Here is a 20,351-nt window from a genome sequence, read left to right on the forward strand (position 1 = left end):
TAGTCAGCGCGGCGAATCGGCGCAAAGAAATTCAGCGCGTGAGGCCGAGGCGGGGAATCTCGATCTTGGGACAACGGTCCATCACGACAGTCAGGCCCGCCGTGTCGGCGCGCTTTGCCGCGGCCTCGTCGATCACGCCGATCTGCAGCCACACCGCCTTCGCGCCATGGACGATCGCTTCGTCGACCGCGGCGCCGGCCTGCTCGCTGTTGCGGAAGATATCGACGATCTCGGCTGGGGGCTCGACATTGGCGAGCGTCGCGACGACCGGCGCACCATGGATCGTGCTGCCGGCGTGGCCCGGGTTCACCGCGATCACGTCGTGGCCCTGGCGGATCAGGAAGGCGAGCACCTCGTTCGACGCGCGCGAGGGGTTGGGCGAGGCGCCGATGACGGCGATGCGGCGCGGCCGGCCCAGCAGGTCGCGGATCTCGCTGTCGTCGTTGATCGCCATCATTTGCCCTTTCGTGTGTCGAGCCAGGCAGCGACCTTCGCCGCTATTGCGTGGAACGGTTCACCCTGCGGGTCGGTTCCGGCCGCGGGCGGCACGCCGCCGTCACTTGCGAGCCGAATGCCCATCGACAGCGGCACGCGGCCAAGGAAGTCGAGCCCCATCACCTTCGCCGCCGCCTCGGCGCCGCCGCTGCCGAAGGGATCGCTGACCTCGCCGCAATGCGGGCAGGCATAGCCCGCCATATTCTCGACGAGGCCGATCATCGGCACATCGGCCTGTTCGAAAAAGCTGATCGCGCGCGTCGCGTCCATCAGCGCAAGATCCTGCGGCGTCGACACGATCACCGCGCCGGCCGGCTTGTGTTTCTGGATCATCGTCAGCTGGACGTCGCCGGTGCCGGGGGGCAGGTCGACCACGAGGGTGTCGATGTCGCCCCAGCTTGCGTCGATCAGCTGTTCGAGCGCGCGGCCCGCCATCGGACCGCGCCACGCGATCGCCTGCCCCGGCGCCGCGATCTGGCCGGTCGAGAGCATCGGGACGCCATAGGCGTTGGGAACGGGGGCCAGTTTCGATCCGCGCGCCTCGGGCTTCACGCCCTCGCTGTCCATGAGGCGCGGCTGTGACGGACCATAGATGTCGGCATCGACGAGGCCGACCTTCACGCCGCGGCGCTGCAGCGCGACGGCAAGATTGGCGGCCAGCGTCGATTTGCCGACCCCGCCCTTGCCGCTGCCGACCGCTATAATGGTGAGGCCCTTGCGTTCCGCAGTCATCGCGACGCGCACCGAGGCGACGCCCGGCTTTGCCAGCAGTCCGGCGCGCAGCTTTTCCTCGAGCGGTTTGCGGTCTTCCTCGGCCAGTCCCGTGACGTCGAGGACGATCGCAAGCGTGCCCTGATCGTCGAGAAAGCGAAGGCCCGAGGTGCGTCCGCCGCTGAGGTCGGTCGCAATGCTGGCGAGAGGAGCAATATCGGTCATGTCCCGCGCTGATAGGGATGGCGAGGCCGATTGCCAGCGATTTCGCCAGTCATTTTCGCTCGCCCCCTGTTAATCGCGCGCGTCGCCCCTATAAAAGCAGGATGAGCAACGAGAATGACGGCGTCATGGGTGGCCGCGGCCCGAGGGGACTGCGGCGCTTTTTGGATTCGATAAGCCTGATGGCGAACAGCCCGTGGGGCAGTGGTCCGAAGGGACCGAAAGGCGATGGCGGCAAGGACGACGGCGGCGACCGCAGCGGCCCGCGCAATCCCTGGGTCACGCCTGATCCCGCCGATCCGGCGCGCGGCCGCAAGCCGCGCGGACCTTCTGCACTCGACGAATTGCTGCGCAAGGGACGCGGCAGTTTCGGCGGCGGCGGTTCGGGCGGCGGCGACGGCTTCAATTTCGGCGATTCGGCCAGGGTCTGGAAATGGGGCATCGGTGCGCTGGTGCTTGTCTGGTTTATATTCTCCTCCTTCCATGTCGTCCCGCCCGAGAAGGAAGGCGTCGTAACGCGGCTCGGCAGCTATTCGCGGACCGTCGGGCCGGGCGTCAAATTTACCTGGCCGGCGCCGATCGAGCGCATCCGCATGGAGGACGTCCGCGCGATCCGCACGATGCCGGTGGGGTCGCCCAACGCGACCGACGAGAATTTCGTGCTGACCCGCGACCAGAGCATCGTCGATCTCGCCTATGAGGTGCGCTGGTCGATCCGCGATCCCGAACTCTATATTTTCCAGCTTGCCGACCCCGACGGGACGCTCCGAGAGGTGGCCGAAAGCTCGATGCGTGCGACGGTCGCGAATTTTGACCTCGTCCAGGCGATCGGCCCGGGGCGTGTCGAGATCGAGCGCCAAGTGCAACAGCGCATGCAGGCGCTGCTCGACCAATATCGCTCCGGTGTGGCGATTCAGGGCATCGCGATCCGCCAGGCCGACCCGCCGAGCCAGGTCGACGAAGCATTCAAGGAGGTCACCGCCGCGCGCCAGGAGCGCGAATCGGCGATCAACCTCTCGCGCGCCTATGAGCAGCAGGTGCTCGAACGCGCCCGCGGCGACACCGCGGCGTTCGACAAAATCTATGAACAATACAAGCTGGCGCCGGGCGTGACCCGCAAGCGGCTTTATTATGAAACGATGGAGAATGTGTTGTCGAACACCGACAAGACGATCGTCGAGCCGCGCGGGGTGACCCCTTATCTGCCGCTGAATGAAGTCCAGCGGCGCGCGGTCGCGGTGCCCGATGCAGCGACGCCCGATGCGGCGACGAAGGGAGGCCGCTGATGTTCGACAGCCTCTTCCGCAATCCGCTCCGCCTGCTCATCGGCACGGTCGCAGTTCTGGTCATCCTGTCGCAGACGCTCGCCATCGTTCCCGAGGACAAGCAGGCGCTGATCCTGCGTTTCGGCGAGATCGAGCGCACGGTGAACCGCTATAACCCGAAAGAGGATTTCGGTCGCTCGGGTGCGGGTCTCGTGGTCCGCATCCCCTTCTTCGAGAGCATCCAGTATATCGACAAGCGTATCCTTGGTGTGAACATGGAGCGTCAGCAGGTTCTCTCGACCGACCAGCAGCGACTGCAGGTCGACGCGTTCGCGCGCTTCCGCATCACCAATCCGGTGCGGATGTACACCGCGATCCGTACCGAGGAAAAATTGCAGCAGCAGCTTGCGACGATTCTCGGCTCGTCACTGCGCAACGAGCTCGGCAAGCGCACCTTTGCGACCTTGCTGTCCCCCGAACGCGGGCAGGTGATGGACAATATCCAGATCGCGCTCAATCGCGAGGCGAACAAATATGGCGCCGAGATCATCGACGTCCGGATCAAGCGCGCCGACCTGCCCGAGGGCGCGACGCTCGTCGCGGCGTACAACCGTATGCGCTCGGCTCGCCAGCAGGAAGCGACCGCGATCCGCGCCGAAGGACAGAAGGAAGCGCAGATCATTCGCGGTAACGCCGACGGTGAGGCTGCGCGCATCTATGCCGCCAGCTATGGCAAGGATCCCGAATTCTATGATTTCTATCGCGCGATGCAGAGCTATCGACAGACGTTCCTGGGTGAGAACAACCAAGGCGGCACGTCGGTAATCTTGTCGCCAGACAATGAATATCTGCGTCACTTCAAGGGCGGTTAACCGGAATAGTCGGCGAATGAATGGAACCTGCAAGTCCCGTTCATGTTCAATTGCCGTTAAGCCACGGCCTAGCAGACAGCGACGGCCGGGGTTTTGAGTTTTTCGCAAGAGAAAAGGAATTGCGATCGTGCGTTATGTTTATGGCATCACTTCGGCCTTGCTGATGGGCGGTACGGCGCTGGCGCTCGTCACCCAGTCGCCCGTGATCGCGCAGGTCGCGCAGAACGAAAAGAGCGAGATCGCCAAGGCCGTGCCGCGCGCCGGCGCGCCCGAAAGCTTCGCCGACCTCGTCGAACAGCTCCAGCCCGCGGTCGTCAACATCTCGACCAAGCAGGAAGTCACGCTCGGCGTACGCATCGATCCTTTCGCGGGAACGCGCGAGCCGGTGACGCAGGAACAGCAGGGCGGCGGCTCGGGCTTTCTGATTTCGGATGACGGCTATATCGTCACCAACAACCATGTTGTCACCGGTGGCCCGCGCGCCGAGGCGGTGAATCAGGTCACGGTTACGCTGACCAACGGCAAGGAATATAAGGCGCGTATCATCGGCCGCGACGCCGCGTCCGACCTTGCGCTGCTCAAGATCGACGCGACGGGTCTGCCTTTCGTGAAATTCGGCGACAGCGCCAAGGCGCGTGTCGGCGACTGGGTGGTCGCGATCGGGAACCCGCTTGGCCTCGGCTCGACGGTGACCGCGGGCATCATCTCGGCAGTTCAGCGCAACCTCGGCGGCGGCGGGGCCTATGACCGCTATATCCAGACCGATACCGCGATCAACCGCGGCAACTCGGGCGGTCCGCTGTTCGATCTGCACGGCAATGTCGTCGGCATCAACAATATGCTGATCTCGCCCGTCGGCGCGAACATCGGCGTCAACTTCGCAATTCCCGCCGACGCGGCAATCCCGGTGATCAACGCGCTGAAGTCGGGCGAGAAGATCCAGCGCGGTTATCTGGGGATCGGCATCGCCCCGGTCGACGAGGATATGGCGGCGGCGCTCGGCCTGCCAAAGGATCGCGGCGAGCGTGTCGGCCGGATCGAGGAAGGGCAGGCGGCAGAAAAGGCCGGCCTGAAGCGCGGTGACGTCGTGACCAAGGTCGATGGCAAGGATGTCACGCCGTCGCAGACGCTGTCGTACATCGTCTCGAACACCAAGCCCGGCACGCGCATTCCGCTCGAGATCATTCGCGACGGCAAGACGATGACCCTCTATGCGGTCGTGGGCACGCGCCCGCCCGAGGAACAACTCGCCGGAACGACCTTCGATCCCGAAGATGATCAGGCTATGCCCGAAGATCCGAAGGGCGCGGCCGATACCGCAATCCAGAACCAGCTCGGGCTTTCGGTCCAGCCGCTGACCGCCGACATCGCGCGCGCGGTCGGCGTCGATCCGGCGACCAAGGGCGTCGTGGTCGGGGCGGTTTCGGCGAGCAGCGATGCTGGCCGCAAGGGCCTGCGCCGCGGCGACGTGATCGTCAGTGCGGGTACCAACCGCACCCCGGTGACGACCGCCGACGCGCTGTCGAAGGCGGTCGCCGCCGCGAAGGCGGCCGGCCGCGAGGCGGTGCTCGTCGAGGTTCTGCGCCGTGGCGGCCCGTCGGCCGATGTGGCGCTGCGCATCAAGCCCTGATCCTTTCGGACGGGAATCGAATCGGGGCGGCGGATCTTCGGACCCGCCGCCCTTTTTCTTTGCGCGCCGCCCAATATGTTCCTATTATGTTCCAACTCAACGAGTCGGGAGATGGAAGATGATCGGATATGTAACGCTGGGAACCAAAGACCTCGCCAAGGCGGCGGTTTTCTATGACGCGATCGCGGGCGAACTGGACACGCCGCGGATGATGGAGTTCGACGGTTTCATTGCATGGGGCAAACCGGACGGCGGCGCGGGCATTGGCCTCACCAAGCCGTTCGACGGTAATCCGGCCAGCGTCGGTAACGGCGTGATGGTCGCGCTCGAAGCGAAGGATCAGGATCAGGTTCAGCGCCTTTACGACATCGCGCTCGCCAATGGCGGCACCTGCGAAGGCCCCCCGGGACCGCGCGGTGATGGATTTTATGCGGGCTATTTCCGCGATCCCGACGGCAACAAGCTCAACGCCTTCATCATGGGGTGAGGCGTTGCTGTCGGCTTGATTTCCTGCCCCTCCCCTCTAGACCTGAAAACAGGTGCCCGAGTGGAGGACAGCATTGTGAGCGACGGTAGCGAAGCGACCGAAATCTATATCGGCCTCGGTGGTGGAGGCGCGCCCGACGGGCCGCGCCAGTCGCTGGTGCTGAAGCGCGCGAACCGCCACGGGCTGATCGCGGGCGCGACCGGCACCGGCAAGACGGTGACCCTGCAGGGGATCGCCGAAGGCTTTTCGGCGGTCGGCGTGCCGGTATTCGTCGCCGACGTGAAGGGCGACCTTGCCGGTATGGCGATGGCGGGTAGCCCGACCACCAAGACGCACGAGATTTTTGCCGCGCGCGCGGCCGAGATTGGCGATACCGGCTGGGCCTATCACGACAATCCGGTGATCTTCTGGGATCTGTTCGGCGAACAGGGCCACCCCATCCGCACGACGATTTCCGAAATGGGACCGCTGTTGCTCGCGCGGCTGATGGGGCTCAACGAGGTGCAGGAAGGCGTCCTCGCAATCGCCTTCCGCGTCGCCGACGAGCAGAATCTGCTGCTCCTCGATCTGGGCGATCTGCAGGCCATGCTCGCATGGTGCGCCGAAAATGCCGACGAACTGACGACGAAATATGGCAATGTGTCGAAGGCCACGGTGGGAACGATCCAGCGCCAGCTTCTGACGCTCGAGACGCAGGGCGGCGATCATTTCTTCGGCGAACCCGCGCTCGACATCCAGGACATGATCCGGCTCGACGAAAATGGCCGCGGCTATGTGAACATCCTCGCCGCCGACAAGCTGATGGCGAGCCCGAAGCTCTATGCGACCTTCCTGCTCTGGCTGCTCAGCGAGATGTTCGAGACGCTTCCCGAGGTTGGCGACCCCGACAAGCCGAAGCTCGTCTTCTTCTTCGACGAGGCGCATCTGCTGTTCGACGACGCGCCGCCCGCGCTGACCGACAAGATCGAACAGGTCGTGCGCCTGATCCGCTCGAAGGGCGTCGGCGTCTATTTCGTCACGCAGAACCCGATCGACGTGCCCGAGGCGGTCGCGGGGCAGCTCGGCAACCGCGTCCAGCACGCGCTCCGGGCGTTCACCCCGCGCGACCAGAAGGCAGTCAAGGCTGCCGCCGAAACCTTCCGCCCGAACCCCAAGGTCGATGTCGAACGCGAGATCACAGAGCTCAAGGTCGGCGAGGCGCTTGTTTCGCTGCTGATGGCCGACGGCGCGCCGTCGCCGGTCGAGCGCACGCTGATCAAGCCGCCCTGCTCGCGTGCGGGTCCGCTCGACGCCAAGGAGCGCGCGATCATCAAGTCGATCTCGCCCGTCGCCGACAAATATGACACGGCGGTCAACCGCGAGAGCGCCGAGGAACTGCTCGCCGCCAAGGCCGAGCAGGCGCAGGCGGCCGCCGTCGAGGCAAAGGCGCAGGTCGAGGCCGACAAGCAGGCCGCGATCGCCGCCAAGGAAGAGGCGAAGCAGAAAGCGGCCGAAGAGCGCATCCGCCTGCAACAGGAAAAGGCGGCGGCGCGCGAGGCTGCCAGACCCTCGATGGCCGACAAGATGATCCAGTCGGCGGCGCGCTCGGCGGCAACCAGCATCGGGCGGCAGGTCGCGGGCAAGTTCGGCGGCCAGTTGATGCGCGGCATCCTCGGCAGCCTGTTCAAATGAGCGACGTCCTTATTTCCCGTCATCCCGGCGAAGGCCGGGATCTCGCCGGTGCGTCTGGACGATAAGATGAGATCCCGGCTTCTGCCGGGATGACGAGGAGGGGGCTGATGGCCCGGAACGATGTCGCGGTGATGGAGGCGAGCCTGATAGCCGCTGCCGACGCCGATATCCGCCTGCCGCTGTTCGAGCGCTTTTTTGACGCCTTTCCGGCGCGGCGCGCCGATTTCATCTCGGTCGACGCCGCCTCGCGGCGAATGACCGACGAGACGCTGCAGATGATGTTCGGGCTCGCGAAGGGTGAGGGCTGGGTATGGCCGCTCGTTGCCGAACTGGTCTTCACCCATCGCAGCTATGGCGCGTTTCCGATCGCCGAATATGATGCCTTCCTCGACCTGACGGTCGAGGAACTGGCTAGCGCAGCCGGTTCTGCATGGACGGGGGACGCGGCAGCGGCGTGGCAGCGTCAAGCCGACGCGCTGAAAGTCATGATCCGCAAGGCGCGGGCCGAATGGAAAAGCGCCATGCCGGCCGGGGCGCCGCAGCTCGCCGAATGACCGACGCGCTGCGGCTGCGCCTCATTTCACCTTCAGCCAGGCCGCGACCTCGCCCTTGATGCGGGGACGGCTGACGCTGCGCTCCTTCAGGCTCGCGATCGTCTTGTCATAGGGCTTGCGCGCGTCGGCGGGCAGCGGGGCGGCGATGGCGCCAAGCTTTGCGATCATCGCCGGATCGTTCGACCAGGCGGCCAGCCCGGCAACGAATCGCGCGCGCGCCGATGCATCGATCAGCTGGTCGACCGCGGCACGGTTCGCCTGCGCGAAATCGACCGCGAGCGCCGAATGCGACCGCGCGACCGCGCCAATAATCGCCGCGCTGGTGGTCTTGCCCGGCTCGGCGGTCAGCGCGAGGTCGAGTGCGCGCTGTGCAAGGGCGGGGTCCTTGGCATTGCCGAGCAGCGTATAGAAAGCGCCGCGTTCGACCGCCGATTTCGACGCCTTGGCCATGGCGCGCAGCTTGTCCCATTCGGCCGAGGTCGCGTTCGACGCGACGATGCCCAGCCAGCGCGACTTGAGCGGACCGTCGAGCGCGGCGGGGTTGCTGCCGAGCAGCGCGAAGCGGCGCCGCGCCTCCGCCAGCACTTTCGCATCGCCCATCGCGCCTAGCGCGCCCAGCAACTCCGACCGCAGGATGCTGTCGAGCGCGGGTTCGCCGACGCGCGCATCGAAGCCCAGGCGCTGCATTGCCGGAGCGAGCGCCGCGCCCGCGCGCGTCGCGATCTGCTTCTGCGCGGCGGACTGGTCGTCGAAATATCCGTAAAGCGTTTCGTACCGACCGGCGGCATCGCCGATCACCTTCTGGTTCGCGTTCTTCGGCGTCGCCGCGAGCAGGTCGAGCGACGCGCCCATCGGCTGGTACCCGGCATTGGAAAGCGCGAAATTGTCGCCGAGCAGCCCGAGCTGGTCGATCGGGGCAAGGCTCGCGAACCGTCCGCGCAGCGCGGCAAGCGCGGCGGGCGAATAGAGCGTGCGATAATAGCCCGCCTGACCTGCGTTGATCAGCACAGGGCCGCAGCCAGGCAGCGTCAACGAGCCGGTCCCGCCCGTGATGACCTGCCGCGCCACCGCGCCGTCGCCGGCGCGCGCGAGCACCGGCACTTGCCAGCGCCGCTTCTCGCCGTCGATGCTGTCCTTGCGGTCGCGCGAAAATTCGCTCTGCGTCAGCTCGACGCTCGTATTGCCGCTCGCGCAGGTGATGCCGCCGACGCGGAGCAGCGGGATACCCGGCTGGTTGGTGAAATCATGCGCGATTGCGGTCAGCCCCCTCGCGCCCGCCGCCTCGACCGCGTTCCACAGATCGTCGGTGCGCGTGTTGCCATATTTGTGCTGCGCCATGTACGCGCGCAGGCCGTTCCGCCACACATCTTCGCCCGCATAGGATTCAAGCATCGTGATGACGGCTTCACCTTTCTGATAGGTGATCGCGTCGAACGCCTGATTGGTGTCTTCGACCGTGCGGATCGTCTGGACGATCGGGTGCGTCGTCGCGAAGGCGTCGAGCCCCATTGCGCGCTCGCGCCCGTCGACACGGCCGAGCAGCGGTTGCCAGTCGGGGTGGAAATGGTCGCTCGCCTTGGTCTCCATCCAGCTTGCGAAGCCTTCGTTGAGCCAGAGGTCGTCCCACCACGCCATGGTGACGAGATCGCCGAACCACTGGTGCGCGACCTCATGTGCCTGCGTAGTATAGATTTCCTGCCGGGTCGCCTCGCTGGTGATCTTCGGATCGTCGAGCAGGATGCGCTCGAAGGTGAAGATCGCCCCCCAATTTTCCATCGCGCCGAAGAATTGCGACTGGCCGGGCCCCGCGACATTGTCGAGCTTGGGCAGCGGATAGGGCTGGCCGAAATAGTCGGCATAATAGGTCAGCAGCGGTGCGAGGCTGTCGAGCGCGAAGCGCGCCTGCCCGCCCGACCCCTTGGGCGAGACGATGCCGACCTCGGCGCCACTCTCGCTCTTCTTGGCCAGCCGCTCGAAATCGCCCGTCGCGAAGAACAGGAGATAGGACGACATTTTCGGCGAGATCTGGAAGGTTACCTTCTTCAGGCCGTTCGCGAGCGGGGTCTCGCTCGCGGCGGGCATGTTGCTGACCGCGAGGTCGCTCGCGGGGACGATCGCCGACAGCGTGAAGGTCGCCTTGTAGCTCGGCTCGTCGAAGCTCGGGACAAACCGCCGTGCGTCGGGCGCCTCGAACTGGGTGAACAGCCCGCGCGTGTCGGCGCCGGTTGCCTTGTCAGGATAGTCAAGCGCGAACAGGCCGTTCGCCTGCGTGCCGATCACCCCGGTGTAGCGGGTCGCGAGATGATAATTGCCCGGCTTGAGGTCCGCGGGTGCAGTGAAAGTCGCGGTCTGCGCGTCAGCATCGGTCGTCACGGTCAGCGGGATCGCCTTGCCGTCGGGCCCGGTCAGCGTTGCGTCGGCGAAGCTGAGGTCGAGCGCGTTCAGCGTCAGCGTTGCCGACGGCGCATAAAGCTCGATGTCGATGCCGGCTTCGCCTGCGAAGCGCAGCGCCTTCGCGTCCGGGGTGACGCTGATGTCATAGTGCAGCGGACGCGCGATGCGCGGAAGCTGGCTGGGCACGCTGGCGTCGAGGGGTTCGCCGGTAGACGCCGGCATTAGCGCGACCGGCGGTGTCGGCGTCGTGACCGGCCGCGCATCCGGCTGGGCGGCGCAGGCGGCGAGAGCAAAGGCCGAAACGGCGGCGGTGAAAAGATGGCGAGTCGGATATGTCATGGCTGCGATCCCCGATATGATTTGGGCGCGCGCTACGCCCGTGCAGACCATTACAACGCACCGCTTCGGCAAGCGGTCCATGGCTCTCGACAGACGGCAAAAACTGGGGCAGCTTCGGTTGCATGACAAAACCTATATTGCCTGGAGAGGTATCCGCTGCCGTCGTTAACCCCGCCGCCTATGGCGATTGGGACGGGCTTCACCGGCAGCTCGCTTGGGCGCGCGCCAATGCGCCGCTCGCGGTCGCGGAAAATCCCGATTACGATCCCTTCTGGCTGGTGACGCGCCATGCCGACATCATGGCGATCAGCCGCGATCCGCAGCGTTTCGCCAACGGCATCCGCCCGACCGTTCTGTCCAACCGTGACGGCGAGGCGCTCGCCCGCGCCGCGACGCCGAACAATGACGGGCATCTGATCCGGTCGCTGGTCCAGATGGATGCGCCCGACCATATGAGATACCGCCTGCTGACGCAGAGCTGGTTCATGCCCAAGAATCTGAAGATCGTCGAAGACCGCATCCGCGCCCTCGCCCGCGAGACGGTGGATCATATGCTCGAAAGCGGCGAATGCGATTTCGCGCGCGACGTCGCGGCGCATTATCCGCTGCGCGTGATCATGGACATCCTTGGCGTGCCGCCCGAGGACGAGCCGCGCATGCTGATGCTGACGCAGCAGCTTTTCGGATCGACCGACCCCGAACTCAACCGCAACAAGGTCGAGATCACGAGCGCCGAACAGGCGATCGCGATGCTCCATTATGTGATCGCCGATTTCGAAAATTACTTCCGCGAACTGACCGCCGACCGGCGCAGCAATCCGCGCGAGGATATTGCAACGGTGATCGCCAATGCGATGGTCGGCGGCGAACAGATTCCCGACCGCGAACTCGCAGGCTATTATATGATCATCGCGACCGCAGGGCACGACACGACGAGTGCCTCGACCGCGGGCGCGATCATGGAGCTCGCGAAGAATCCGGCACTGTTCGAGCGTTTTCGCGACGCGGACAGCGACAAGGCGGGGCTGATCGAGGAAGCGATCCGCTGGACGACGCCGGTCCAGCATTTCATGCGCAGCGCCAGGGAAGATGTCGAGATTGGTGGCCAGACCATCCGCGAGGGTGACTGGCTGATGCTCAACTATGTCTCGGGCAACCGCGACGAGGGCGTGTTCGGCGATCCCTTCACCTTCGATCCCGACCGCGAAAAGAACCAGCAGATCGCTTTCGGCTTCGGCGCGCATGTCTGCCTTGGCCAGCATCTCGCGCGCATGGAAATGCGGATCATGATGGAAGAACTTTTGCCGCGGCTGAAGAGCCTCGAGCTGACCGGCGAACCGGCGCGCGTGGAATCGGTATTCGTCGGCGGCCTCAAGCGCCTGCCGATCCGGTTCGAGGCGGCTTAGACCTTCTCGCCCGGAAAGAAGCGCGCGATCACGTCGCTCGCGAGGCGGGCGGGACGCAGCGTTTCGGCATCGATGCAGCACCAGCTCGATTTGACCTCGGCCAGCACTTCCTCGCCGCGCTTGATGATCGTCTCGTAAAAGGCGCGCGCGCCCTGGACTTTCTCGAGGATCACGGTCGCGATGACCTGATCGTCGAGGAAGGCTGGGCGGCGATAGGTGATCTCGTGCTTCAACGCGACCCACAGATGCGCCGCGACTGCGTCAGGCGGCGCGATCTGGCGCCAGTGCGACAGCACCGCATCCTGCACCCAGCTCAGATAATGGGCGTTGTTGACGTGGCCCATGAAATCGATCTGGTCGGCGCCGACGGCGATGGCATGGTCGTGCGGAAGCGAGGCGGTGGTCATAGCGTTGACATTAGTGTCAACAATTCGTGACGGAAAGATGAAATCCGACCGGATTTGTTGAAAATAGCGGTCAGCCGCGCCCGCGATATGGCGCGACGCCCTGATCGGGGAGCCACAGCCCCTCGGGCGGTGCGCCCGATTGCCAGAAGACGTCGATCGGGATACCGCCGCGCGGATACCAGTAGCCGCCGATGCGCAGCCAGCGGGGCTGCATCTCGTCGAACAGGCGGCGGCCGATGCCGACCGTGCAATCCTCGTGAAAGCCCGCATGATTGCGGAACGAGCCGAGGAACAGCTTCAGGCTCTTCGATTCGACGATCGTCTCGCCCGGCGCATAGTCGATGACGAGATGCGCGAAATCGGGCTGGCCGGTGACGGGGCAGAGCGAGGTGAATTCGGGCGCGGCGAAGCGGACGAGATACAGGTCGCCGGCACGCGGATTGGGCACATAGTCGAGCACGGCGGCCTCGGGCGAGGCAGGCAGTTCACTGGATTGGCCAAGATGTTTGGGTGCAAGCGGGGGATGGCTGGAATCGGACATGGAAACCGTCTAGTGCCCGGCGCGGCCCTTGTCACGCCATGCGCCATCCGGATGGCGGCCGGGCAGGGGTTCAGCGCCGATTCAGCGGCGCGGCGGGATGAGCATACGGGATCGCGGATCAGGAATGACGGTGCGGACAATCGGACGAACGGAAAAGGCGGCGCGCGCGTCGTTGGCGGCGCTTGCGGTCATGCTCGTGCTGGGCGGCGGATATCCCGCGCTCGCGCAGACTGAAACGCCGGCTCCGGCTCCCGCTCCCGCACCCACTCCTGCGCCATCGTCGACTTTCCGGCTGCCGCCCGCCGACGATGGCCGCGCCTCGGGCGTGCAGGGCCCGTCGGATAATGGCCTCCCGCCGCTAGCACCCGGTGAACGGCGCGGGGTGCAGACCCCCGCGCCCGCCCCGCGCACGACGCCGCCAACGGTGGTTCCGACACGCCCCGCGACGCCGACGCCAGCGCCCGCCGCGACATCTCCGGCGCGCCGTGACCCGCAAACGGGTGCAACCCCGGCACCGCGCCCCGCCGCCGGGACGACGCCTGCGCCCGTTCCTTCTTCCGCCCCGGCCGGCCCCGCCGCAGCCGTTCCCCCGACGGGCGGTCTCCCGACGAGCGCGCCTGCCGTCGAGGCGCCCTCGCCGGCGACGCCGGGCTTTTCGGTCGATCCGACCGAACCCGTTCCTTCGGCCGATGCGGATACGCCGCCCGCGGATAGTGGGGGCGGGACACCGCTCTGGGCCTGGTTGCTGGCCGGCCTCGCCGCCGCTGGCGCGGGCATCTGGTATTGGCGCCGCCGGCCAGCGCTTGCCGGTGCTATCGACGCCGGTTTCGCCGAGCCCGCTGTTCCCGAAAAGCCCCAGCCTGCGGCGCGCGCCGCAGCGCCTGCACCGCGTCCGGCACCCGCCGCGCCGCGGCCGACCGCGCCAGTCGCTCCGGCACCCTTGGCGCCGTCGCCGCTGGTCACGCGTCCGATGGCCGAGCGGCGCGCGCAGGTTGCGATGACGCTCGACATTCGCGGTATCCGCATGACGCCCGAGCAACTGATTGTCGCCTTCACGCTAGGGCTGCGCAACGAGGGACCGGTTGCCGCGACGGGCCTGATGGTGCGGATCGCGCTCAATCAGGGGTCGGCAATGACCGAGCCAGTGCTCGCGCGCTTCTTCGACGGCGCGGGCGGCAGCGTGCTCCGCGACGACATGATGATTGCGCCGGGTGCCGGCGATCAGCTTTCGACCGAGGTAATGCTGCCGCGCGCGTCGGTCGAGCCGTTGATGATCGGCGGCAAGCCGATGCTGATTCCGGTGCTGGTCTTTGACGTCACCTATCATTGGGATGGCGAGGGCGATGCCTTTGGCCAGAATGCAGGCAGCTTCGTGCTCGGCCGCGAACAGGGCGAGAGCGGCAGCGACAAGCTCGCCCCGCTGCCGCTCGACCGGCCGAACCTGATGGTTAACCGTCCCGGCGCGCGCACGACGGCAATGCGGCGTAACCAATAGCTTTTCTGTTGCAGTGCAGCATCGTCTGAGGCAGACCGCCACCGTGCTTGAAAAAGGGCACGCCGGGGCATAGGCTTGCCTTCCCCGGGAAAAAAGAGCGCAGCAGGACTGGCCGCTAGGGACGACGAAACAGGTTCCGACGGTCGCAACAGGAGCATGACATGGACGCCTTGGTCTCAACCGACTGGCTGGAACGCGAACTGGGGGCATCGGACCTGCGGGTCGTCGATGCGACGAAATTCATGACCGGAACCGATCGCGAAGCGCGCTCGGAATATGAAGCGGGCCACATTCCCGGCGCAGTGTTCATGGACCTGGCGGAACTGACCGATGCGAACAACAGCATAGAGAATATGGCGCCGCCCGCCGAAAAATTCGCAAGCCGCATGCAGTCGCTCGGCCTCGGCGACGGGAGCCGCATCGTGCTCTATGACGACAGCCCGCTGAAGAGCGCGGCGCGCGCCTGGTGGTTGCTGAAGCTGTTCGGCGCACACGACGTTGCGCTGCTCGACGGCGGCCTTGCCAAGTGGAAGGCCGAAGGCCGCGCGCTCGAAATGGGCAAGCAGGCGCTGCGCCACCGCCACTTCACCGTGTGGCGCGACGCGAAAGCGGTCCGCACCAAGGACGAGGTGCTTGCGAACATCGATAGCGGCGCCGAGCAGGTCGTCGACGCGCGTCCGGCCGCCCGCTTTACCGGCGAAGAACGCGATCCGCGTCCCGGCATGGCGCCCGGTCATATCCCGGGTTCGGTCAGCCTGCCGCATGGCAATCTGTTCAATGCCGACGGCACGTGGAAGCGCGGCGACGACCTGAAGGCCGCGTTCGATGCGGCCGGCGTCGACCTCGACAAGCCGCTGGTTACGACCTGCGGCAGCGGCATGACCGCGACCGTCGTGGCCTTTGGCGCGCACCTGCTCGGCAAGGACGATGTCGCGGTCTATGACGGCAGCTGGACCGAATGGGGTGCCGATCCGGCCACCCCGAAGGCGACCGGCGCCGCCTGATCCTGCGATCCTGTCCAGTGCCGCTGCCGCATACGCGCGGCGGCACTGGATTTTGCCCGTTGCGCCGCTAACAAGGCTCGATGAGCAAAAGCGACGACGACAGCCTCCGCCCCGCGACGAAACTGGTGCAGGGCGGGCGGCGGCCCGAATGGACCGGCGATCCGCGACTTGGCGGCAGTGTCGTGAATCCGCCGGTGTGGCGTGCCTCAACGATTCTCTATGACAATATCGCCGACCTCAAGGCGCGGGGTCATGCGACCCACGACAAGCTTTATTACGGCCGGCGCGGGACGCCGACCGTATGGGCGCTCGCCGACGCGCTGACCGCGCTCGAGCCGGGCGCCGAGGGCACGCTGCTTTATCCGTCGGGCGTTGCGGCCAATTCGGCCGGCCTGCTCGCGCTGCTGGCGCCGGGCGACCATCTGCTGATGGTCGACAGCGCCTATGAACCGACGCGCGCCTTTTGCGACGGCATGCTGGCGCGCATGGGGATACGGACGACCTATTATGACCCGCTCGTCGGCGCCGCGATTGCCGGGCTGATCACCCCCGAAACAAAGCTCGTCTTTCTCGAATCGCCCGGCAGCCTGACCTTCGAGGTTCAGGATATTCCGGCGATTGTCGCAGTGGCCCGCGACCGCGGGGTGCTGACGATGCTCGACAACACCTGGGCGACCCCCTTGCTGTTCCCGGCGATGGCGCACGGCGTCGACGTGACGATGATGAGCCTCACCAAATATGTCGGCGGACACAGCGATGCGATGATGGGCAGCCTGACCGCGACGCGGGCGGTGTGGCCCAAGCTGCGTAGCGCGGCCTATCAGCTCGGTCAGGCCGTCTCGCCCGACGATTGCGCGCTGATGCTGCGCGGGCTTCGGACGCTCGACGTGCGGATGACGCGGCATGGCGAAAATGGGCTGGCGGTTGCAAACTGGCTGGCCGGCCGGGCCGAGGTCGGCCGCGTGCTGCACCCCGCGTTGCCCGGCGATCCTGGATACGCGCTCTGGGCGCGTGACTTTACCGGCACCAGCGGCCTGTTTGGCTTCACGCTGAAGGGTGTCGACGAGGCGGCGCGTACGCGGTTCATCGATTCGCTTGCGCATTTCGGCATTGGCTTCAGTTGGGGCGGCTATGAAAGCCTCGTGGTCCCGAGCGATCCGCCGAAAATCCGCACCGCCACCATGTGGGGCGATCCCGACCCGCTCGTGCGCCTTTCGATCGGACTGGAGGATCCCGCCGACCTGATCGCCGATCTCGAACGCGGTTTTGCCGCGCTATGAGTGCCGCCGGGATTCGCGAGGGGCTGGCCGGCGCCATCGACGCGATGAAGGCGATCGGGCTCGACATCGGTTCGTACCGCCTGTCGCTCTACGGCCTTTTTTCGACGATCGTCGTCGCAGTTCTGTTGTGGATCGCCGTCAAACTGACGATGCGCGCGATCAAATGGCTGCTCCGCCGCAACACCCAGATCGATCAGGCGCAGCGACTGCTCACCGAAAAGCTGATCGCGATCGCACTTTTCTCGTTCGCGCTGCTGTTCGGTATCGATCTGCTCGGCATCGATCTGACGACGCTCGCGGTTTTTTCAGGCGCCGCCGGTCTTGCGATCGGTTTCGGGCTGCAGAAAACGGTCGGCAATCTGATCGCGGGGATCATCCTGCTGATGGACCGGTCGATCCAGCCGGGCGACGTTATCGTCGTCGGCGACGGCAGCGCGATGGGCGGCAGCTCGCTTCCCGGCGGAATGCCCAATGTCGGGCGTGTTGCAAAGATCGGCGTGCGCGCCGTCAATGTCATCACCCGCGACGGCAAGAAGCATCTGATCCCCAACGAGCTGCTGATGACGCAGCCGGTCGAGAACTGGAGCTATTCGAGCCGTGACGTGCGTATACGGATGCGCGTTCCTGTCGCCTATGAATGCGATTTGCGGGAGGCGCAGGCGATCATCGTTGAGGTTGCCAGGGCGAACCCGCGCATTCTGGCTGACCCCGAACCGGTGGTGTGGATCACGGCCTTCGCCGAGCGCGCGGTCGAGCACGAACTGCGCTTCTGGATCTCCGACCCCGAATCGGGGCTCGGCAACATTCAGGGTGAGGTGTTTCTGGGAATCTGGGATCGCTTCAAGGAAGCGGGCATCCGCATTCCCTATCCGCGGCAGGACGTGCGGCTGGTCGAGGCGACCGAGCCGGAATGAGCGCCGCCCCGCCCTGTGGCGGGACGGCGCGAGAAATCAGAAGCCGGCCTTCTTGGCGCGCTCGATCCCTTCGACGATGATCGCCTTTGCTTCATCGAGGTCGCCCCAGCCGTTGAGCTTTGCCCATTTGCCGGGTTCGAGATCCTTGTAGTGGGTGAAGAAATGCTCGATCTGCTGGAGCACGATCTCGGGCATATCCTTGTAGCTCGCGACCTTGTCATAATAGGGGAAGGTCTTGTTGACGGGGACGCAGAGCAGCTTTTCGTCGCCGCCGGCATCGTCGACCATCTTGAGCACGCCGATCGGACGGCACTTCACGACCGCGCCGGCGACGATGGGCGACCGCGCGACGACCAGTGCGTCGAGCGGGTCGCCATCCTCGCCCAGCGTGTGGGGGATGAAGCCGTAGTTGGCGGGATAGCGCATCGGGGTGTGGAGAAAGCGGTCGACGAACAGCGCGCCGCTGGCCTTGTCGAACTCATATTTCACCGGCTCGCCGCCGATCGGGACTTCGATCAGCACGTTGAGGCTGTCGGGCGGGCTGTCGCCGGCGGGAATCAGGTCGATGCGCATGGGAGAATGCAGTCCTTTTGTTTTTGGATTCGCGCGCGCCTTTAGCGCCGGACGCGGCGCAAAGTCGAGGCTATTAAGCCGCGAAGCAGGTCAAAGCTGGCGTTTGGGCGCCAATAGCTGGTCGAACCAGTCGGGGCCGGCTCCGGTCTTTTCGAGATGCGGCCAGCGCAGGCCGCCATGATAGTCGATCTCGATCTGGCGATAGCGGCCGCCACGCTCGATGAGCAGGCGCACCGGGGTCTTGCCGTCGGTCGCGGCGCGGATCGCGGCTTCGAGGCGATCCTTGGCATAGGCCATGCCGTCAACCGCGACGATCTTTGTCCCGTTGATAATGTCGTTCTTGAACGCCGGCCCATTCCACTGGATGCTCCCGGCGACGCCGTCCTTGTCGATCGTCATGCCCAGCGAGTGGGTGAGGTCGTAATTCTTGGCGCGCGACATCCGCGCCCTGTCATAGGCATTCGGGGCGTCGCGCCATGCGAGCCGGTATCCGGCGCGTTCGATCCCCGCGACCGGCGCGGGCTGGCCGGGCAGCTGCATGCGCTCGCGCATGAACTTTGTCCAGTCATAGGGATAGACCGCGTTCAGCGCGGCGGCGACATCGTCGAAATCATAGGTAACCTCGCCCCAGTCGCCGGGCTTGCCGCCGAAGAAGCTCTTGGCGAAATCGTCGAGGCTCTTCGCATTGTTCGTGCCGGTGCGGATGATCATGTCCGCATCCAGCCACATCAGCGACCCTTCATTGTAATAATCCTCGGTGCGCGTCGCGCCGGGGAAGGCGCGGGCCTTGCGGGCTGCCATTACAGGGTCCAGCGTCGTATCCTCGACCGATCGCCATTCGCGCCCTGCCTGGACGCTGTAGTTCGCGGCGTTGGTGGCCCATTCGGACAGGATCATGTCCTTTGACTGCATCCCAGAGCGGCCGGCGAGGACAAGGTCCCAGAAGCTGGTCTGCCCTTCATAGACCCAGAGCAGATTGCCCTGCATCGGGGTGCGAAAATCGGGGGTCCACAGCTTGTCGGGGCGGCGGTACTTGCCGTTCCAGCTGTGCGTGAACTCGTGCGGCAGCAGTCCGCGCTCCGAATCATTGTCATCCCAGTTGGTGAAATAATCGGGGTTGCGGCTGTTCTCGCTCGACCGGTGATGTTCCAGCCCGATGCCGCCAAGCTCGTCAGTCAGTGCGAGAAGAAATTCATAGCGGTCGAAATGCTTCGTTCCGAACAGCGCGATCGTTTCGGCAACCATCGCCGCGTGACGCGCGACATGGTCGGGCTTCGCCTCCAGATATTTCGCCTCGTCTGCGACGACGTTCAGCGTGACATTCTGGCCAAGGTCCCATTTGCGGAAATATTTCCCCGCGAACATCGGGCTGTCGACCAGCGTTTCATAGCTCGTCGGCGCATAGCTGTAACGATTGCCCGACACTTTCAGGCCGTCGAGCGCCGCGGCGCCGGTCCAGCCCTCGGGCAGCGTCACCTCCAGCTGCACGGGAATTCCGCGCGTGAAATAGCCGGCGGGATAGAGGCTCAGCTGTTCCCATTGAAGGTTCATCATCGCCGGCGTGGCGACGACGCGGCCTTCGGTCGTGCGCGTCGGCGACAGAAAATCGAAGACGACGTCGATGCTCTTCGTGCCCGCCGGAACGTCGATGTCGAAGGCGTAGACGTCGGTCGGCTGGCGCGTCCAACTCAGCGTCTTGCCGCCGGCGCTGGCCTTGAACCCCGCCATTTCGGCGATCGCGCCGCGCGGGGCGTGCTTGCCGGGCAGCCACTGCGGATAGAGCAGGGTGACCTTGCCCGTTCTGGCCACGGGAATCGTCTGCCGGACGCGAAAGATACCGCGCATATAATCGGTCGCGTCGACCTTGAGCAGCATCGTGCCCGGATAGGCCTTGTCGGCGGGGAGCGGGATGCTGTGCGGCTGGACCACGGGCTGCGGACGGCTGTTGCCCTCCTGCGCGTGGGCGGCGGGAACGAGGGCGATCAGGGCGGACGCGGCGAACAGGGTATTTTTCATGGCCAAACTCTGCCGCCAAAAGCCCGGAAGGTCCAGCGAGCGCTCTGCAAGCGTGCTTTGCCTTTCGACGAAAAA

18 protein-coding genes are annotated in these 20,351 nt (G+C 65.6%); 11 read left to right on the plus strand and 7 right to left on the minus strand.

The genetic code is table 11. The features are described 5' to 3' along the window. Nucleotides 1-31: 31 nt before the first annotated feature. Nucleotides 32-454 carry a CoA-binding protein gene (locus tag ACQY80_RS09070; protein ID WP_428678356.1) on the minus strand — a complete coding sequence of 141 codons (423 nt, stop codon included), beginning with the start codon at nt 452-454 and terminating at the stop codon, nt 32-34. Then, the gene (locus ACQY80_RS09075) at nt 454-1,431 is read right to left on the minus strand and encodes an Mrp/NBP35 family ATP-binding protein (protein ID WP_428678358.1); all 978 of its coding nucleotides are present in this window, start codon (nt 1,429-1,431) and stop codon (nt 454-456) included. Before ACQY80_RS09075 ends, ACQY80_RS09070 begins: the two co-directional genes overlap by 1 nt. A gap of 179 nt (nt 1,432-1,610) precedes the next feature. On the opposite strand from ACQY80_RS09075, the gene hflK reads away from it, so the two are divergent. The 6 genes from hflK to ACQY80_RS09105 all read left to right on the plus strand — a co-directional run bounded on the left by hflK (nt 1,611) and on the right by ACQY80_RS09105 (nt 7,907). Continuing rightward, nucleotides 1,611-2,714 carry a protease modulator HflK gene (hflK, locus tag ACQY80_RS09080; RefSeq protein WP_428678361.1) on the plus strand — a complete coding sequence of 368 codons (1,104 nt, stop codon included), beginning with the start codon at nt 1,611-1,613 and terminating at the stop codon, nt 2,712-2,714. Continuing rightward, nucleotides 2,714-3,565, plus strand: a complete 852-nt coding sequence (gene hflC, locus ACQY80_RS09085) for a protease modulator HflC (protein ID WP_428678364.1) — start codon at nt 2,714-2,716, stop codon at nt 3,563-3,565. Before hflK ends, hflC begins: the two co-directional genes overlap by 1 nt. Before the next feature lie 127 nt (nt 3,566-3,692). Then, on the plus strand, nt 3,693-5,195 hold the full coding sequence (locus ACQY80_RS09090) for a trypsin-like peptidase domain-containing protein (protein WP_428678367.1): 1,503 nt from the start codon (nt 3,693-3,695) through the stop codon (nt 5,193-5,195). A gap of 118 nt (nt 5,196-5,313) precedes the next feature. After that, nucleotides 5,314-5,682, plus strand: coding sequence for a VOC family protein (locus tag ACQY80_RS09095; RefSeq protein ID WP_428678370.1), 369 nt, complete (start codon nt 5,314-5,316; stop codon nt 5,680-5,682). A gap of 75 nt (nt 5,683-5,757) precedes the next feature. After that, nucleotides 5,758-7,353, plus strand: coding sequence for a helicase HerA-like domain-containing protein (locus ACQY80_RS09100; RefSeq protein ID WP_428678373.1), 1,596 nt, complete (start codon nt 5,758-5,760; stop codon nt 7,351-7,353). Nucleotides 7,354-7,460: 107 nt separating this feature from the next. Beyond that, the gene (locus tag ACQY80_RS09105; protein WP_428678376.1) at nt 7,461-7,907 is read left to right on the plus strand and encodes a hypothetical protein; all 447 of its coding nucleotides are present in this window, start codon (nt 7,461-7,463) and stop codon (nt 7,905-7,907) included. Nucleotides 7,908-7,928: 21 nt separating this feature from the next. On the opposite strand, the gene ACQY80_RS09110 is transcribed toward ACQY80_RS09105, so the two are convergent. Then, entirely contained in the window at nt 7,929-10,640 is a 2,712-nt protein-coding gene (locus ACQY80_RS09110; protein WP_428678378.1) for a M1 family metallopeptidase, read from the minus strand. Between the two features lie 122 nt (nt 10,641-10,762). Here ACQY80_RS09110 and ACQY80_RS09115 point away from each other — a divergent pair, with 122 nt between their 5' ends. Beyond that, on the plus strand, nt 10,763-12,046 hold the full coding sequence (locus tag ACQY80_RS09115) for a cytochrome P450 (protein WP_428678381.1): 1,284 nt from the start codon (nt 10,763-10,765) through the stop codon (nt 12,044-12,046). Here ACQY80_RS09115 and ACQY80_RS09120 read toward each other — a convergent pair. Further along, the gene (locus ACQY80_RS09120; RefSeq protein ID WP_428678384.1) at nt 12,043-12,453 is read right to left on the minus strand and encodes an acyl-CoA thioesterase; all 411 of its coding nucleotides are present in this window, start codon (nt 12,451-12,453) and stop codon (nt 12,043-12,045) included. The genes ACQY80_RS09115 and ACQY80_RS09120 overlap by 4 nt on opposite strands. Before the next feature lie 70 nt (nt 12,454-12,523). After that, nucleotides 12,524-12,994 carry a preQ(1) synthase gene (gene queF / locus ACQY80_RS09125; RefSeq protein ID WP_428678386.1) on the minus strand — a complete coding sequence of 157 codons (471 nt, stop codon included), beginning with the start codon at nt 12,992-12,994 and terminating at the stop codon, nt 12,524-12,526. Nucleotides 12,995-13,118: 124 nt separating this feature from the next. Between queF and ACQY80_RS09130 the strand changes: the two genes are divergently transcribed. From ACQY80_RS09130 to ACQY80_RS09145, 4 genes are all read left to right on the plus strand, one after another. Then, nucleotides 13,119-14,489: a hypothetical protein gene (locus tag ACQY80_RS09130; protein WP_428678388.1), complete on the plus strand. Its 1,371-nt coding sequence runs from the start codon at nt 13,119-13,121 to the stop codon at nt 14,487-14,489. A 161-nt stretch (nt 14,490-14,650) separates the two neighbouring features. Further along, nucleotides 14,651-15,493, plus strand: coding sequence for a 3-mercaptopyruvate sulfurtransferase (gene sseA / locus ACQY80_RS09135; protein WP_428678391.1), 843 nt, complete (start codon nt 14,651-14,653; stop codon nt 15,491-15,493). An 80-nt stretch (nt 15,494-15,573) separates the two neighbouring features. Next, complete coding sequence (gene metC, locus ACQY80_RS09140; protein ID WP_428678394.1) at nt 15,574-16,773, plus strand: cystathionine beta-lyase; 1,200 nt, start codon at nt 15,574-15,576, stop codon at nt 16,771-16,773. Continuing rightward, on the plus strand, nt 16,770-17,687 hold the full coding sequence (locus ACQY80_RS09145; RefSeq protein WP_428678396.1) for a mechanosensitive ion channel family protein: 918 nt from the start codon (nt 16,770-16,772) through the stop codon (nt 17,685-17,687). Before metC ends, ACQY80_RS09145 begins: the two co-directional genes overlap by 4 nt. A 36-nt stretch (nt 17,688-17,723) precedes the next feature. Here the strand turns inward: ACQY80_RS09145 and ppa are convergent, their stop codons facing one another. Then, on the minus strand, nt 17,724-18,260 hold the full coding sequence (ppa, locus tag ACQY80_RS09150; RefSeq protein ID WP_428678398.1) for an inorganic diphosphatase: 537 nt from the start codon (nt 18,258-18,260) through the stop codon (nt 17,724-17,726). 90 nt (nt 18,261-18,350) lie between these two features. Beyond that, nucleotides 18,351-20,276, minus strand: a complete 1,926-nt coding sequence (locus ACQY80_RS09155; protein WP_428678401.1) for a M61 family metallopeptidase — start codon at nt 20,274-20,276, stop codon at nt 18,351-18,353. Between the last annotated feature and the right edge of the window lie 75 nt (nt 20,277-20,351).

Origin of the sequence: Sphingopyxis sp. (assembly GCF_965279755.1) — a bacterium.
Classification (GTDB): Bacteria; Pseudomonadota; Alphaproteobacteria; order Sphingomonadales; family Sphingomonadaceae; genus Sphingopyxis.